A 15,618-nucleotide genomic window follows, 5' to 3' on the forward strand; every position below is an offset into this window, starting at 1 on the left:
CCGGACAATGAGTCGATGCCCAGGCCGAGTGGCCGATCGGGCGACTTGTTCATTGCTATAGCAATCGATTCATCTCGTCAAGGTGCGACTGTGCCCACCCGTAGCACTTGACGCCACGTACACATTGCTATAGCAATGTGTTGGTTGTTTCGTGTAGGAGGTGTGCGACCATGGCGCGTTTCGCGAAGCCGAGCGAGGGCAGTTGGACCGAGCACTACCCCGAGCTCGGGACCGGAGGGGTGTCCTACGAGGACTGCGTCTCCCCCGAGTTCTATGCCGCCGAACGGGAGAAGATCTTCCGGCGGGCCTGGCTGAATGTCGGCCGGGTGGACGAATTACCCAGTAAGGGAAGCTATTTCACCAAGACGATCGAGGTCGCGAGCGCGTCGATCATCGTGGTCCGCGACCAGCAGGGGCAGGTGCGCGCGTTCCACAACATCTGCCGGCACCGGGGTAACAAGCTGGTCTGGAACGAGAATCCGAACGACGAGGTCGCGGGCACCTGCCGGACCTTCACCTGCAAGTACCACGCCTGGCGGTACGCGCTGGACGGGGAGTGCACGTTCGTGCAGCAGGAGCAGGAGTTCTTCGGCCTGGACAAGTCGCAGTACGGCCTGGCGCCGGTGCACTGCGAGGTGTGGGCCGGGTTCATCTTCGTCAACTTCGCCGCCGAGCCGGCCGAATCGTTGCGAGAGTTCTTGCGGCCCATGATCACCGAGCTGGAGGGGTACCCCTTCGAGCGGTTCACCGACAAATACGTCTTCACCGCCGACGTGGGCTGCAACTGGAAGCTGTTCCTGGACGCCTTCCAGGAGTACTACCACGTTCCGGTGCTGCATTCCCAGGAGGCGACACCCGCGGCACGGCCGAAGATCACCGGGTTCGAGGCGCCGCACTATCAGCTGGACGGACCGCACCGTCTGGTCACCACGTCCAGTTCACCGCGGCGGACGTGGCCCGAGGACTTCCAGTATCCGATCGAGATCGTCACGCGCAGTGGACTTTTCGGACCGTGGGACGAGCCGAATCTGGGTGACGAGCTCGGCGGGGTCAATCCGGGGCGGGCCCCGCAGTGGGCCGCCGACAACTTCCAGATCTTCCCGAATATGGAACTGCTGATCTGGGCCGCCGGCTGGTATCTGGTCTACCGCTACTGGCCGACCTCGCCGCGCACCCACCGCTTCGAGGGCACCCTGTACTTCCCGCCGGCCCGGACGGTGGCCCAACGTGTCGCCCAGGAGACCGCCGTGGTGATGTTCAAGGAGTTCGCGCTGCAGGACGCGGGGACGCTGGTCGGCACCCAGCAGGGCCTGGATACCGGTGTGGTCGACTATTTTCCGCTCAACGACCAGGAGCTGCTGGTCCGGCACTTCCACAGGACCGTCGGCGACTGGGTCGGCGACCACCGCACCGCGAAGGCGTGACCCGATGCCCGACACCCTGCTGCCCGCCGAATTCGCCGATCTGGAGCCCTTCGCCGAAACCTGGTGTCTGGCAACCGAACCCGAACGCTGGAACCGGCGCATGGCCGGCACCATCACCGAGATGGAGGCCTTCTACCGGGTCGGGTTCCCGCTGCTGCCGGACGCGATCGCCCATTGCGACAAGTTCCCGGTCGACGATCTGCCCGAGGACGCGAACAATCTACTGCACCTGATCTATTCGATCATCATGGTCGCCATGTGCGTGGAGATCTGGCATCAACCGCAGGTCATCGACAGCGCCGACGCGCAGATCCATCGGCTCGCCGATCCGGTCCCCTGACCTGCCGCCCCGGCGCGGAAACCGCGCCGGGGCCGGTCGTCATCGGGGATCGAATCCGGTGAGGATGACCGCGTTCGAGCGGGCCGCGGCCAGCCGCAACGGCAGCGCCTGCCGGTATTCCGGCGAGTCGTACCACGCCTGCGCGGCGTCGGGCGACTCGAACTCCAGAACCACCGTGCGGGTGCCGTGCCACTGCCCTTCGAGCACCTTCGGCCGGGTGTCGACGGCGAGCACCTTCGCCCCACCGACGACCAGTGCCCGCGTCGAGGCGCGCTCGTATTCCCGCATCCCGTCCGGGTCGACGAACTCCTCGGTGAGGATGGCATATCCCTTCGGCATCGGAACTCCTTCTGTAGCAATCGATTTCAAATCAGAGAGTACACATTGGAAACGAAAATAGAAGAGCGGGAATCGAATTCGACGATGCCCGACTACGAATTGTCGTGCGGCCTGCCGCCGGGACCGGACTTCGCCGATCTGGCGGTCCTCGCCGAGGAACTCGGATATCACCGGGTGTGGATCTTCGATTCGGCGCCGCTGTGGGAGGACCCCTTCGTGCACCTCGCGCTGGCCGCGCGGCGCACCACCGATATCGGTCTCGCGACCTCGGTACTCGTCCCCCAGCAGCGGTCGGAACCGGCGATGGCCGCCGGGATCGCCACCATTGCCCGCCTGTCGGGCAACCGTTTCCGGGCCTGCCTGGGTACCGGATTCACCGCCCGCTACGCGGCGGGACAACGACCGATGACCCTCGCCCGCCTTCGCGACTACACCCTCGCGGTCCGCGAGTTGCTGGCCGGCGGCACCGCGACCGTCGACGGTGCGCCGGCCCGGATGCTCCACGCCCCGGGCCTGGCCGCGGCGCGACCGCTGGAGGTTCCGATCTGGCTGAGCGCGTTCGGGCCCAAGGGAACTCGGCTGGCCGGTGAGATCGCCGACGGGCTCATCGGCGCCCCGCACCCCACGCTGCCGACCGCGACGATCGTCTCCGGCACCGTGCTCGAACCCGGCGAGGATCCCGGCGCGCCACGCGTCCGGGAGGCGATCGGGCCGTGGCGGATCGTCGACTGGCACAACGCCTATGCCACCGGCGGGCCCGACGCCGTCGACGCGCTGCCCGGTGGCGCGGAGTGGCGGAAAGCGCTGGAGGCGTCGACTTCCCCGCACGAACGGCATCTGTCGATCTTCGAGGGCCACGTGACCCACCTGACCGACCGTGATCGGCGGCTGCTCGACCACATCGATGTGAGAACCCTCGTCGGCGACACCGGCCGGGTCCGCAGGCAGCTGAACAAGATGGCCGGATACGGCTTCCGGGAAATCATCTACACCCCCACCGGCCCGGACGTCGCGCGCGAACTGCGCGCCTTCGCGACCACTCAGGAGAGCAATCCGTGAACCCGCAGCCGGTCACCGCCGAGATACCCGCCGCCACCGGCCGCCGGGTCACCGTCGTACTCGGCAAGAAACGAGTGACCATCGAGCACCGGCCGGGCGAGACCGTCCTGGACTGCGCGCGCCGAGCGGGTCTGTCACCCCCGGCGCAATGCGAACTCGGCGGCTGCGGGACCTGTATGGCCAGACTCACCGAGGGTCACGTCACCATGGCCGTCAACAACGTACTCGGCGCGGACGATCTCGCCGAGGGATGGATATTGACCTGCCAGGCGGTGCCGGACGGGCCAGCGACCCGGGTCCGTTACGAATAGACCCGGGTCCGTTACGAATAGGCGGGCAGGTTCGGATCCGCCGTCGGCATCCGGCCGCGGCCCTTGCGGGTCGCGACCGCCGCCGAACGCACCAGCCGCCGCCCCGATTCCCTTATCTGCCCGGCCGGTACGGGATGACCGGGCCCACCCACGCTCAGCGACAACAACACTCGGCCGAGCGGATCGAAAATCGGTGCGGCGACGGTACGGAACACCACCTCCGCCGACTCGTCCAGGTCATCGAACGAGATCAGCAGGTCGTCGCTGTCGTGCAGGATATCCGTCAGTTTCTGCTCGGCGGCGGCGTCGGCCGGCGTATCGCGCACCCGCCGGAGCGCGTCGCGCACGGCCGGCGAACCCATCGACTCCATCGTCACGGTGTAGCCGCGTTCCCGCGCCTCGGCCAGCAGCTCGCGGCAGGCGGCCGCGGGACGCTCGGACAGCTCGGCCCGTTCCAGCCACCCGGCCACCGACGCCTCGTCCGACCACGCCAGGAATACCGCGCCGATCGGCGCGATCAACGGTATGCGGTCGCCGGGATATCCCAGCTGGGAGGTCACCGCCTCCGGGCCTCGGCTGGCCAGGAGGATCGCATCGCGTCCGGCCACCGCGGTCAGCCGCACATCGGCGCCGAGTTCGTCGGCCAGGATGCCCGCCTGCTCGATACCGGCCGCCACCCCGGGACTCTGCTCGGCCGCGGCGTACCCCGTGGCGACCAGCGCCGGGCCCAGGACGTATGTCCGGTGTACCGGCTCCCGGACGACGAACCCCCACTCCGACAGCACCGCCAGCGTCGCGTTCGCCGACGCGATGTTCATGCCCAGATGCTGGCAGAGCTCGGTGATCGTATAGCCGTGGGTCGCGTGGGCGGTCAGGAATGCGAGGATGCCCGCGGCGCGGGTCGAGGCAGGAGCGGGACGAGCCATTCCACCAATCTAACCAACGACAACCGCACTGCAACACTCGCATTGCCATGGCAATGTCGGTGGGACGGGACGTCGGATCATCGGAAGTCGTTCACACTCTTTCCGACGTCGGCGAGCGTCATCGGCCGTCCGTAGTCTCCGGTGAACGCGTACGGGGCGATATCGCAGCGGAACGGTCCGCGGTCCGGCTCGAAATCGGGAATCTTCCACCCGCCGGGGGTCGCCGCCACGGCGAGGAAACAACTCTGCACCGCCGTCGAGGTGGGCGCCAGATCGGCGGGCGCCTGGAGGCCACCGCCGGTCCAGGCGTGTTCCGCGATCGCCGCCTCGTAGACGCATTTCCGCGTGAGTGTGTTGCCGCAACTGCCGGCCGCTTTCGCGAACAGGGCCCATTGGGAAAAGGCGCGCAGCGCCGGGAAGGTCAGATCCCGGCCCGGCGCGTATCGCGCGAACATATCCTTCGCCTGCCGCAGGGCCGGTGTGGTGGTCGCCGATTCCAGCGGCACCGTGATACCCAGGTCGGCATAGTTGTGCTGCGTGGTCAGGGACGTACCGGCCAGTTGCAGGAACTGCGACGTGTAGGAATTGCTGTTCGAATCGATCCAGTCGAGTGTGTAGTCCATGGTGGACAACACATCCTCGAGTTTCGCGAGGCTGTGGAAATCACCGAGGAAGATCAGGCCCTTGACGCCCTTGTCCTTGATCGCCTGCGCGTACGGAGTCCAATCCGGCACGCCCATGGCGGGATACAGATCGTTGTAGACGATCTTCGCCCCTTCCACGGGCAGCGCTTCGGCGTACTGCTGACCGATCACCCGCGTGACCGGGGTGTCGCCGTTGATCAGGCCGACCGCGCTCGCGGACGCCGGATAACGCTCCTTGAACAACCACTCGTGGAAGCCGGTGTACGAATCGTGCGGACCGGCCGCATTCGCGCCGCCGCCCACCTGCAGGTCCGATCCGCTGTTCTGGACCTGGTCGACCTGTGCCGGGAAATCCGGTAGCAGACAGGACAATCGGTCCTTCACGCCCAGCCCGTCGAGGGCCGCGCCACCACCCACCAGGGCGAAGTCGTCGCGGCAGGCGTCGAGCATCCGCTGACGTACTTCCATCAGCTTCGCATCGTGGATGTCGATCACCAGCCTGCGGCCGCCGATCCCGCCGTGGTCGTTGCACCAGGAGGTGAAAACCTTTGCGGTATCGACGAATTCGGAATTCCTCGTGAACCCGGCATCGGTGAAGACCCCGAGCTCGATCTCCCCGGCGGTGACGCCCTGCGCCGGTGCGCCGGTCGCATTTCCGGTGTGGCAGATGCCTTTCAGATCGCCGAAATCTCCCGGGCCGGTTCCCGCCGGGCCGGCATCCTCACTGCCACCGCGGCTACAGCCGCCGGCCAGCAGGACGAGTGCGAGCAAACCTGTTGCGATGGACCTGGTTTTCGCCGCCATGGCGGGTCTCCTGACTACTGGGGTCCCGGCGGCAGGGGAAGCAAGGGAAAGCCCTGCCGCCGGGAGTCGTCACCGCGGGATCGGCCCGGCGTCAGCCGGCGGATCCGCTACCGAGTCCGCCGTACATCGGCGGGAAGGTGGGCCCGCGGAACTGTGAATTGGGAACTCCGGCGTCGTCCGGTCCGCCCATACCGCCCTGGCCGGCGAATTGGCTCTGGCCCGGTGGCGCCATCACGGTCTGGATATAGGTCCACAGACCTTGCAGGATGGTCGGTCCCAGAATGAGGATCGTGCCCGCGGCGCCGCCGACCGCCATGAATCCCAGCACCGTGGGTACCGCGGTGAGCACACATCCGATCGTCAATGCGGCGCATTCGATGACACCCACGACCAGACCGACCAACGCGGCGCCGACGAGTCCCGCTATCGGAGCGAAGAATCCGATCAGGGCCAGATTGCCGACGGCCTGGTCGGCCGCCAATTGGTTCTCGAACGGACTGGCGACGAAGTGGGCATCGCCGTCGACGGGCGGTTGCGCCGAGACGACCGGCCGGAGCGTCAGCGTGCGGGCATCGTCGGCGATCCGCGCCACCACGTCGTAGCGCTGCCCCTTCGTCTGGAATCCCAGGGGAACGGACGCGATCGTCCGACCGGCGTTGTCCTGCACCGTGACCGAGCGAGCGTCGGCGGTCAGGGCGAAGGTCGCACCGGTCACGGTCGTGGTCACGGTGTCGCCGGCCGTCGCGGTCTGCACGCGGATCGGATCGCCGGATGTGTCGTCGCCGGACGGTGTCCGGACGGCGCCGACGGCCGCTGGTGGCGCCGGCGTGGCCTCGGCGGTGGCGCCGGTGACGGTGAGTGCCGACACCGCCAGCAGCGCCGGGATCGCCCACTTCTGCACTCTCACTGCGGGCCGCCCTCGCCGGCCGGCGTCTGCACCGGCGGGTTGTTGTAGGCGGGGATCTGGCTGGCGTAGATGCTCTGTCCCGGTGCCGCGAGCATGGTCTGGACGTAGGTCCACGCCGCGCCGAGCCCCGACCCCACACCGGCGATGTTGATGCCGGCGATCCCGCCGATCGTGGCGCCCAGGGCGACCTCCGGGAATACGGTCAGCAGGCAGCCGATGCTGATCACCAGGCAGGTGGCGCCGGCGACCGCGAGACCCATCCCGGCGCCGATGACCGTGCCGACGATCGTGCCGACGAGGCTGCCGATGCCCAGGCCCGCGCTGAGCAGGTTGAGCGCGTCGTTCATCGCCAGCTGGTTCTCCAGCGGCGACGCGACGGGAGCCGCGGCGGCCGCGGCCGCGACGCCGTCCACCTGCGGTGTCAGGCGCAGTGTGCCGCCGTCCGCCGAGATCTCGGTGGCGACGGGGAAGTGCCGGTCCCCGATCACGAACGAGGTCGGCACGGATTCGAGCACCTGACCGGCCGTGTTCCGGATCGCGATCGTCTTCGTATCGGGCCGGTCCACGAAGGTGGCGCCGTCGGTGAGCGTCGCCACCACGCTGCGATCGACGATCCGGGCCTGGTAGTGGACCTCGGCCACGGCCGGTACACCGGCGCTGGTGGCGGGATCGGCGGCGGGGGACGCGGATACCTGCGTCGCGCCCGCGGTCACCACGGTCAAGGCCGCGGCGGCGGTGGCCGCGGTCACGATCCATCGTTTGGCAAACATCGGTACCTCATCTTTCGAATGCCCCCACGCAGACCCGAGACCGGTTTGTGTCGGGGGTCACAACCGTCGATAGATCGTGTGCTGCGTCACTGCGATCGGACAATCGGTTGCAGCGACTTTCTTCCGGGTGCGTCGCCTCCGGTATTCGCTCGACCCCGCCGACGGGGCAGCTGGCATATTTTCTACCGGTGGATTATATTCCAATGGAAGATATTTCGCGGCGGCCCGGCGTCCGGGCGTCCAGCGCGATTCGGAGGTATCCACGTTGCTGTCTGTCGATGTCCGCACTCGGTCGCACCGCGACGGGACGCCGCTCGAACCGGGGGCGTTCCTCGACGAGCAGGTGGGCCCGCTGCTCGAGGCGCACGGGGTTTCGGCCGGTCGCGCGGCCCGGCGGCTGGGGCTGGCGCCGCTCACCTTCGATATCGAGGGCGAGCGGATGACCTGGCTGCCCGGCGAGGACGCGGTGGAGGTGCGGGCCGGTTCCGGCGGCACGCTGATCGTGGGGCTGGACCGGGCCGCGTTCTCCGATCTGATCCAGGATTCGGCCTCGACCTTCGGGTTGTACAAGACCGGCCGGGCCGTCGTCCGGCAGGGCGGTATCGACGCCTTCGTGGCGTGGGAGCCGGTGCTGCGCTGCCTGCTCGACGGACGCGCGGTCTACGAGCCGGGCAGTATCGGCTTCACGAGCCGGGACGGGTCGGCGCTGGATCTGCGGCGGTCGTTCACGCTCGCCGACGATCCGGCCGAGATCGGGCACTTCCTGGCCCAGGCCGGATTTCTGCACATCGCCGGGCTGTTCACCGCGGCCGAGATGGCGGCGGTATCGGCCGAATTCGATGCGGCGCTGGCCACCGCCGAGCGCGGCGACGGTGCGTCGTGGTGGGCCCGGACCGAACCCGGCGGGTGGTATCCGGCACGGATCCTGGGTTTCGATCGACAGTCGCCTGCGCTGCGGGAGTTGCTGCGCGGCAACCGTTTCGCCCGGCTGGCCACGTTCACCGACGACCGGTACCGCCATCGCGATCCCGATGCGGGTGACACCGCCGAAGGGTTGCTGAAGAAGATCGGCGTCGTCGAGGGCGCCTCGGATGTGAGCTGGCACAAGGACTGCACGATGGGTGGCCACAGCTACAACTGCTGCGGTCTGGTCGTCGGCATCTCGGTGACCGGCGCCGGGCCCGAGTCCGGTGAGCTCGGTGTCGTCGCCGGTTCGCACCGCGCGAACGTCTCCACCGTGGGTCTCGACGGCCTGGATCTGCCGCGGCTGCCGTTGCCGACCCGGATCGGCGACGTCACCGTGCACTGCTCCTGCACGCTGCACATGAGCCGGCCGCCGATCTCGGGCGAACGCCGCGTCGTGTACACGGGATTCTCGCTCGCGCCGCGGGCGGACGACATCCCGGTGGAGATCGGCCGCGAGGAGATCCGGCGGCGGCGGGCCGCGTTGAACGACATGGTCGGCGCGGGACAGTCCGGTTCCCGTTTGTCCGATCACGAACTGTGAGCGCGGACCGCCGGGGCGGTGTGCGCACGGTTGGCACACTGTTCGCGTTGGCCGGAAACGGCGGACCACTGCTGGTGGCCGGATATGGGCTGATTCTGGTCGACGCGGTCGCGCAGAGTCTCGGGCCCGCGGTGTTCCGGGTGGTGCTCAACCGGATTCAGCACGACCCGCACGGGTTCCTCCGGACCGGCTGGCAGGCGCCGGCGCTGGCCGCGATCGCCGTGGCGACCGTATTCCTCACCGCGGCGTACTTCGCGCACACCTGGACCCGCCGGGGTGCGACCCGCTGGGCGAACAACCTGCGGCAGGCGCTGTACGAGCACGTGCAACGCCTGTCGGCGGATTTCTTCCATCGCTCGCGGATCGGCGATATCGCGGGGCGGGTCAACCAGGACATCGAGCGGCTGGAAGCGACGCTGGTGCAGGGGATGGCGCTGTGGTGGGCGGTCGCGCTGCTGATCATCTCGGTGGGACTGATCGCCTGGGTCGATCGGTGGCTGGTCCTGCTGGCGCTCGGGCTGCTCGCCGTGGCGGCCGTCTGGACGGCGGCGATCCTGCCGGCCCTGCACCGGCACACCCGGGACATCAGGGCGGAACTGGGCCGCACCTCGGCGACCCTCACCGAACTACTCGGCGTGAACACGCTGGTCAAGGCCTTCAACGCCGAGGAGGACGCGCTGCGCCGGGTGCGTTCCGGGACCGACGGGGTGCGCAGCCGGACCGAATCGCTGGCCCGGTTGCAGCACCGGTACGCGGATCTGCTGGGCTTCCACCTCGCGTTCGTCGCACCGTTCGCCCTGCTGTTCGCCGGCGCGTGGCGCGCGGCGTCCGGGACGCTCGCCCTCGGCGATGTCGTTGCCGTGTGGGGCTTCTGGCTCCAGGGTTCCGGTGCGCTGTCGACGGTGATCAATACGCTGCCCGAGATTCTCGCCGGCCTGACCGCCGGCGAACGCGCGGCGGAACTGCTCGACGAACGACCGGGTGTGCACGACCTCCCGCACGCCCCGGCCCTGCACGTCACCCGCGGCCGCATCGTCTTCGAGCAGGTCCGCTTCGCGTATCCGGCGCGACCGTCCCGGCGCGTCCTGGACGGCTTCGAGCTGACCGTCGAACCGGGGCAGAGCGTGGCGCTGGTCGGACCCTCCGGCGCCGGGAAATCGACTGTGGCCCAACTGTTGTTGCGGTTCTTCGATCCGGCCGAGGGCCGGATCACCATCGACGATCAGGACCTGCGCGCGGTCACCCAGCGGTCGCTGCGCGCCGCGGTGGGAGTCGTCTTCCAGGATTCGGTCCTGCTCAGCGGGTCGGTCGCGGACAACCTCCGGCTCGGTGACCCGGCGGCCACCGAGGACGAGATCCGGCACGCGCTCGAGGCGGCGAACGCCTGGGAGTTCGTACGCGCCTGGGAGCACGGGATGCACACCGAGATCGGTGAACGCGGGGTCACCCTCTCCGGCGGGCAACGCCAGCGCCTCGCCATCGCCCGGGTGATACTCGAGGACCCGGCGATCATCGTGCTGGACGAGGCGACCAGCGCGCTCGACGCCGGTAGCGAACGCTCGGTCCTCGGTGCGCTGGACCGGCTGCTGACCGGCCGGACGGCGCTGATCATCGCGCACCGGATCGCCACCGTCCAGGCTTGCGACCGCATCGTCGTCGTCGAGGACGGCCGAGCCGGTGCGGTCGGCACCCACGACGCGCTGCTGCGCACCTCGTCGACCTACCGCATGTACTGCCGTGAGCAGTCCATCGCCTGACCTTCACCGATCGGCCCGGCCGATCATGTCTCCTCAGGAGTTTCGGCCATGATTCAGCCTTCCGACGATCAGGTCCGGCAGATATTGCGGCAGCAGCGAATCGAGGTGCCGTCCTGGGCGTTCGGCAACTCGGGCACCCGGTTCAAGGTGTTCGCGCAACCGGGTGTGCCGCGGGACCCGTTCGAGAAGATCGCCGACGCGGCGCAGGTGCACCGCTACACCGGTGTCGCGCCGGTGGTTTCGCTGCACATCCCGTGGGATGCCGTCGACGACTACGGCAGGCTCGCCGAACATGCGGCGGCGCTGGGGGTTTCGATCGGGGTGATCAACGCCAACACCTTCCAGGACGACGACTATCGGCTGGGCAGCGTCTGCCATCCGGATCCGGCGGTGCGGCGCAAGGCGATCGATCATCTGAAGGCGTGTATCGAGGTGATGCACCAGACCGGGTCGGCGCAGCTGAAGCTGTGGTTCGCCGACGGACTGAACTATCCGGGGCAGGACGATCTCGTGGACCGGCAGCGGCGACTGGCCGCAGCGCTGGCCGAGGTGTATGCGGAGTTGGCCGACGATCAGCGAATACTGTTGGAGTACAAGCTGTTCGAGCCCGCGTTCTATGCCACCGATGTGCCGGACTGGGGGACCGCGTTCGCGCACACCGTCGATCTGGGGCCGAAGGCGTCGGTGGTGGTCGACACCGGACATCACGCACCGCACACGAATATCGAGTTCATCGTGGCGTTCCTGGTCGCGCGCGGCAAACTCGGTGCGTTCGACTTCAATTCGCGGTTCTACGCCGACGACGATCTGATGGTCGGCGCGGCCGATCCGTTCCAGCTGTTCCGGATCATGAACGAGATCGCCGCGGCGGACGCGGTGACGCCGGATTCGGGAATTCTGTTCATGCTCGACCAGTGCCACAACATCGAGCCGAAGATCCAGGCACAGATCCGGTCGGTGCTGAATGTGCAGGAGGCCACGGCCAAAGCGCTGCTGGTCGACCGGGCCGCACTGGGCGAGGCACAGCGCGCCGGAGATGTGCTGGGCGCCAACGCGATTCTGATGGACGCCTACCACACCGATGTGCGGCCGCTGCTGGCCGGGCTGCGGATGGACATGGGGCTGGAACCGAATCCGATCCTGGCGTTTCAGCGGTCGGGTTATCTGCGGACAGTGATCGACGAACGGGTCGGCGGGACCGCCGCCGGGTGGGGAGCATGAGATGAGCGACATCGTGGGTGAATTGGTCGCGCGCAGCAATCGGCTCGGCGCGGATCCGCGCAACACCAACTATGCCGGGGGTAACACCTCCGCCAAGGGCAGCGGCATCGATCCGGTCACCGGTGGGCCGGTGGAACTGGTGTGGGTCAAGGGATCCGGGGGTGATCTCGGTACGCTCACCGCGGCGGGGCTGGCGGTGCTGCGCCGCGATCGGCTGCAGGCGCTGGCCGAGGTGTATCCGGGGGTGGCGCGCGAGGACGAGATGGTCGCCGCGTTCGACTACTGTCTGCACGGCCGCGGTGGCGCGGTTCCGAGTATCGATACGGCGATGCACGGCTTGGTCGATGCGGCTCATGTCGATCACCTGCACCCGGATGCGGGGATCGCGCTGGCGACGGCCGCCGACGGCGCTGCGCTCACCGAGCAGTGTTTCGGCGATCGGGTGGTGTGGGTGCCGTGGCGGCGGCCCGGGTTCCAGCTCGGCCTGGACATCGCCGCGATTCGCCGCGACAACCCGGCGGCCATCGGGTGCATCCTCGGCGGGCACGGGATCACCGCGTGGGGTGACAGCTCTGCCGAGTGCGAAGCGAATTCCCTCGACATCATTCGTACCGCAACGGAATTCATCGCGACGAAGGGCCGGTCCGAACCGTTCGGCGCGATCGTGGACCATTACGCCCCGCTGCCGGTCGGACCGCGCCGTGATCGGGCTTCGCAACTCGCGCCGGTGATCCGGGGTCTGGCGTCCACCGATCGGCGGCAGGTCGGCCATTTCGACGACGGTGACATCGTGCTGGAGTTCCTCGCGCGCGCCGAGCATCCGCGGCTGGCCGCGCTGGGGACCTCCTGTCCGGATCACTTCCTGCGCACCAAGATTCGGCCGCTGGTGCTCGACACCGCCGCCGACGCACCGCTCGACGAGGTGCTCGCCCGGCTGCGGGAACTGCATGCGGCCTATCGCGACGACTACGCCACCTACTACCACCGGCACGCCACCGCGGACTCGCCGCCGATGCGCGGCGCGGATCCCGCGATCGTCCTGGTGCCCGGCATCGGGATGTTCAGCTTCGGACGCGACAAGCAGACCGCCCGGGTGGCCGGTGAGTTCTACCGCAACGCGATCAACGTCATGCGCGGCGCCGAGGCGTTGTCGCGCTACTCCCCCATCGATGAGGCGGAGAAGTTCCGCATCGAATATTGGCCGCTCGAGGAAGCGAAGCTGGCCCGCATGCCGAAGCCGAAGCCGCTGGCCTCCCGGATCGCGTTCGTCACCGGCGGCGGTTCGGGGATCGGGAAGGCGATCGCCATACGTCTTGCCGCCGAGGGGGCCTGCGTGGTGGTCGCCGACCGGGATGCCGAGGCCGCGGCCCGGGTGGCGCGCGAACTCGGCTCGCCGGACGTGGCCGTCCCGGTCACCGTCGACGTGACCGACCCGGAAGCCGTTGCCGCAGCGCTCGATTCCGCCGTGCTGGCGTTCGGTGGCGTCGACCTGGTCGTCAACAATGCCGGGTTGTCGATCTCGAAATCGTTGCTGGACACCACCGAGAACGATTGGGACGTGCAGCATTCGGTCATGGCGCGTGGCTCGTTCCTGGTCTCACGTGCCGCCGCGAAGGCCATGATCGCTGCGGGTCTCGGCGGTGACATCGTCTATATCGTCAGCAAGAATTCCGTGTTCGCCGGTCCGGACAACGTCGCCTACGGTGCCGCCAAGGCCGGCCAGGCGCATCAGGTACGACTGCTGGCCGCCGAACTCGGTGCGCACGGCATCCGCGTCAACGGCGTGAATCCCGATGGCGTGGTGCGGGGTTCGGGAATCTTCGCCGGCGGCTGGGGCGCCCAGCGAGCCGCGGTGTACGGCGTGCCGGAGGAGGACCTGGGTGCCTTCTATGCCCGGCGCACCATCCTGAAACACGAAGTGCTGCCGGAGCATGTCGCGGCCGCGGTGTTCGCGCTCACCGGCGGTGAGCTGTCCCGGACCACCGGCCTGCACATCCCGGTCGACAGCGGCGTCGCCGCGGCCTTCCTACGCTGACACCCCTGCCGCGCCTCCTCTCGATGCGATCGAAAGAGTAGTTCCCGATGTTCCCAGCCCGCGACGATGCCGGCCCGGTTCCGGTCCATAGGTCCCGCGCCGACGGGAATGCCTATGCCGCAGTCGATCTCGGTGCCGCCAGCGGCCGGGTGGTACGCGGTGCGATCACCGGGGACCGCATCGAGATGCGAGAGGTGCATCGGTTCGCCAACCGGCCGATGCACCTGCCCGACGGGCTGCACTGGAACATCGGCGGTCTGTTCGAGCAGGCATGTCTCGGTCTGGCCGCCGCAGGCCCGGTCCGATCGGCCGGAATCGATTCGTGGGCAGTCGATTACGGGCTGCTCGACGCAGACGGGCGGTTACTCGGCCTGCCTTACCACTATCGCGACGGGCGCACCGCGAGACCGGATGTTCCGCCGATCGACGCCGTCGAGCTGTTCCAGCGGACCGGTGTCGCGGACCAGCCCTTCAACACCGTCCACCAACTACGCGCCGAACCCCGCTACCGGCTCGACGCGGCCCGGCATCTGCTGCTGATCCCGGATCTGCTCGGCTACTGGCTGACCGGCCGGATCGGCGCCGAACGCACCAACGCGTCCACCACCGGCCTCTACCACGTGAGCACCCGCGACTGGGACCACCAGCTGATATCCCGGCTCGGGCTGCCGCAGCGACTGTTCAGTCCGATCAGCGGGCCGGGAACCCGTCTGGGTGCGGTGCGCGCTCCCCTGGCAGACCAGGTCGGTGGAAAGTATCCGATCGTCCACGTCGCCTCGCACGACACCGCCAGCGCCGTGGCCGCCGTCCCCGCACACGCGGCCGGACTCGCCTACATCTGCACCGGTACCTGGTCGTTGGTCGGGGTGGAACGACCGACACCGCTGCTGTCCGTCCCCGCCCGCGAGCACGGGTTCACGAACGAGGCCGGGGTGAACGGAATCCGGTTGCTGCGCAACGTGATGGGGCTGTGGCTGCTCCAGGAATGCATGCGGGAATGGCCCGGCACGAACCCGGCGGAACTCACCGCGCGGGCCGCCGCCGTGCCCGCGCTCACCACCCTGATCGATGTCGACGACCCCCGCTATCGAGCGCCCGCGGAAACCGGGCAGCCCCCGATGACGCACCGCATCGCCGCCGGCTGCGACGGACCGCCGCCGCTGTCACCGGCCGAATACACCCGCTGCATCATCGACAGTCTCGCCGTCGGCCACGCCCTGGCGATCGCGGATGCCGCGGCCGTCACCGGCCACGGCATCGACACTGTGCATCTGGTCGGCGGCGGCGCGCGTAACACCCTGCTGTGCCAGGCGACCGCAGACGCCTGCGGACTGCCACTGGCCGCCGGCCCCGCGGAAGCCACAGCGATGGGAAATCTACTCGCTCAGGCGATCTCGGACGGAGTACTGCCCGACTGGCAGCGCGCTCGGGAACTCGTCGCCGCCACACATCCGCCGACGCGGTACATACCCAGCGGCGACCCCGCGTGGCGGACCGCCGTCGAGCGCGTCGCGACCCGACGCTGACCGACCAGGTCGATCGGTCACGGCTGTTGTGCTGTGCGGCAGCGGATG

Annotated in this window: 14 protein-coding genes; 9 read left to right on the top strand and 5 right to left on the bottom strand. The window is 68.6% G+C overall.

Annotation, left to right across the window (positions count from 1 at the left end; translation table 11 throughout):
* Positions 1–170 precede the first annotated feature (170 nt).
* Positions 171–1,424, top strand: a complete 1,254-nt coding sequence (locus G361_RS0123575; RefSeq protein WP_019929577.1) for an aromatic ring-hydroxylating dioxygenase subunit alpha — start codon at positions 171–173, stop codon at positions 1,422–1,424.
* A gap of 4 nt (positions 1,425–1,428) precedes the next feature.
* Positions 1,429–1,764: a hypothetical protein gene (locus G361_RS0123580; RefSeq protein WP_019929578.1), complete on the top strand. Its 336-nt coding sequence runs from the start codon at positions 1,429–1,431 to the stop codon at positions 1,762–1,764.
* A 39-nt stretch (positions 1,765–1,803) separates the two neighbouring features.
* On the opposite strand, the gene G361_RS0123585 is transcribed toward G361_RS0123580, so the two are convergent.
* Complete coding sequence (locus tag G361_RS0123585; RefSeq protein WP_019929579.1) at positions 1,804–2,103, bottom strand: DUF1330 domain-containing protein; 300 nt, start codon at positions 2,101–2,103, stop codon at positions 1,804–1,806.
* An 84-nt stretch (positions 2,104–2,187) separates the two neighbouring features.
* Between G361_RS0123585 and G361_RS0123590 the strand changes: the two genes are divergently transcribed.
* On the top strand, positions 2,188–3,162 hold the full coding sequence (locus tag G361_RS0123590) for an LLM class flavin-dependent oxidoreductase (RefSeq protein WP_019929580.1): 975 nt from the start codon (positions 2,188–2,190) through the stop codon (positions 3,160–3,162).
* The gene (locus G361_RS0123595) at positions 3,159–3,473 is read left to right on the top strand and encodes a 2Fe-2S iron-sulfur cluster binding domain-containing protein (protein ID WP_019929581.1); all 315 of its coding nucleotides are present in this window, start codon (positions 3,159–3,161) and stop codon (positions 3,471–3,473) included. The genes G361_RS0123590 and G361_RS0123595 overlap by 4 nt, the downstream gene beginning before the upstream one ends.
* 11 nt (positions 3,474–3,484) lie before the next feature.
* Here G361_RS0123595 and G361_RS0123600 read toward each other — a convergent pair whose 3' ends face one another.
* From G361_RS0123600 to G361_RS47195, 4 genes are all read right to left on the bottom strand, one after another.
* Positions 3,485–4,399: an IclR family transcriptional regulator gene (locus G361_RS0123600; protein ID WP_019929582.1), complete on the bottom strand. Its 915-nt coding sequence runs from the start codon at positions 4,397–4,399 to the stop codon at positions 3,485–3,487.
* Between the two features lie 77 nt (positions 4,400–4,476).
* The gene (locus G361_RS0123605) at positions 4,477–5,847 is read right to left on the bottom strand and encodes an ABC transporter substrate-binding protein (RefSeq protein WP_036495499.1); all 1,371 of its coding nucleotides are present in this window, start codon (positions 5,845–5,847) and stop codon (positions 4,477–4,479) included.
* A gap of 91 nt (positions 5,848–5,938) precedes the next feature.
* Positions 5,939–6,754: a hypothetical protein gene (locus G361_RS0123610; protein WP_155981753.1), complete on the bottom strand. Its 816-nt coding sequence runs from the start codon at positions 6,752–6,754 to the stop codon at positions 5,939–5,941.
* Entirely contained in the window at positions 6,751–7,524 is a 774-nt protein-coding gene (locus G361_RS47195) for a hypothetical protein (RefSeq protein ID WP_019929585.1), read from the bottom strand. The genes G361_RS0123610 and G361_RS47195 overlap by 4 nt, the downstream gene beginning before the upstream one ends.
* Positions 7,525–7,789: 265 nt before the next feature.
* Between G361_RS47195 and G361_RS44670 the strand changes: the two genes are divergently transcribed.
* Genes G361_RS44670 through G361_RS44675 form a run of 5 tightly spaced genes read left to right on the top strand, consistent with a single transcriptional unit; the run spans position 7,790 to position 15,570 of the window.
* On the top strand, positions 7,790–9,031 hold the full coding sequence (locus tag G361_RS44670; RefSeq protein WP_019929586.1) for a phytanoyl-CoA dioxygenase family protein: 1,242 nt from the start codon (positions 7,790–7,792) through the stop codon (positions 9,029–9,031).
* A 47-nt stretch (positions 9,032–9,078) separates the two neighbouring features.
* Entirely contained in the window at positions 9,079–10,788 is a 1,710-nt protein-coding gene (locus G361_RS0123625) for an ABC transporter ATP-binding protein (protein WP_196814615.1), read from the top strand.
* Between the two features lie 48 nt (positions 10,789–10,836).
* Positions 10,837–12,009, top strand: coding sequence for an L-rhamnose isomerase (rhaI, locus tag G361_RS0123630; RefSeq protein ID WP_019929588.1), 1,173 nt, complete (start codon positions 10,837–10,839; stop codon positions 12,007–12,009).
* 1 nt (position 12,010) lies between these two features.
* Positions 12,011–14,044, top strand: coding sequence for a bifunctional rhamnulose-1-phosphate aldolase/short-chain dehydrogenase (locus tag G361_RS0123635; protein ID WP_019929589.1), 2,034 nt, complete (start codon positions 12,011–12,013; stop codon positions 14,042–14,044).
* Positions 14,045–14,091: 47 nt separating this feature from the next.
* Complete coding sequence (locus G361_RS44675) at positions 14,092–15,570, top strand: rhamnulokinase family protein (RefSeq protein WP_019929590.1); 1,479 nt, start codon at positions 14,092–14,094, stop codon at positions 15,568–15,570.
* Positions 15,571–15,618 lie beyond the last annotated feature (48 nt).

This window comes from Nocardia sp. BMG111209, assembly GCF_000381925.1.
Taxonomy (GTDB): Bacteria; Actinomycetota; Actinomycetes; order Mycobacteriales; family Mycobacteriaceae; genus Nocardia.